The following is a 653-nucleotide window of genomic DNA, read 5'->3' on the forward strand; positions in this document are numbered from 1 at the left end:
GTTCGTGCCGCCCGCGCCCGGCCTGCGCACCCCGGCCCGGATCCTCGCCGCCGCCGACCGGGGCCCGCTGGCCGGCGCGCACAGGATGCGCCAGACCGTGACCCCGCTGGCCGGACGGCTCGGGCTGACCGTGGACACCGCGTACGCCGAGTCCCAGGAGTCGGCGCTGGCCGGCTCCGCACTTGCCGGGGCGCAGCCGGTGCTGATCTGCTGGGAGCACTCGCGGATCCCGCGCATCGTCGAGGCGCTCGGTGCGGCCGACAGTGGTGTGCCCGCGGCCTGGCCGGACCGGTTCGACCTGGTGTGGGTCTTCTCCCGGCCGGTCGGCGGGGCCTGGACCTTCCACGAGGTGCGGCAGCACCTGCTGGACGGCGACGACTGATCCGCCTGGCGGCGTACGACACCTGACGCTACGTCAACTAGCTTGTGGGGCATGAGGATTCGCATGCTCCCGGCGGCACTGGCCGTCGTCGCGCTGCTGCTTGCCGGATGCGGCGGCTCGGGCTCCGGTTCCGGCTCCTCCTCCGAGGAGAGGCCGGGGCCCGGGCCGAGCGGCCCGTCCCCGACCGGTCCGTCCCCGACCGGTCCGTCGCCGAGCGGCCCGGCCGTGACCGGTGCGCCGTCGGCCGACGCCACCCCGGCCGGTGCCGAGC

Annotated in this window: 2 pseudogenes; both read left to right on the forward strand. The window is 76.4% G+C overall.

Annotated features, from left to right (window positions below):
* A pseudogene (locus KS423_RS46780) lies at nt 1-382 on the forward strand (hypothetical protein); the annotation flags it as partial.
* A gap of 51 nt (nt 383-433) precedes the next feature.
* Nucleotides 434-653: pseudogene (locus KS423_RS46785) on the forward strand (N-acetylmuramoyl-L-alanine amidase); the annotation flags it as partial.

The organism is Streptomyces sp. LS1784, from assembly GCF_020103755.1.
GTDB lineage: Bacteria > Actinomycetota > Actinomycetes > Streptomycetales > Streptomycetaceae > Kitasatospora.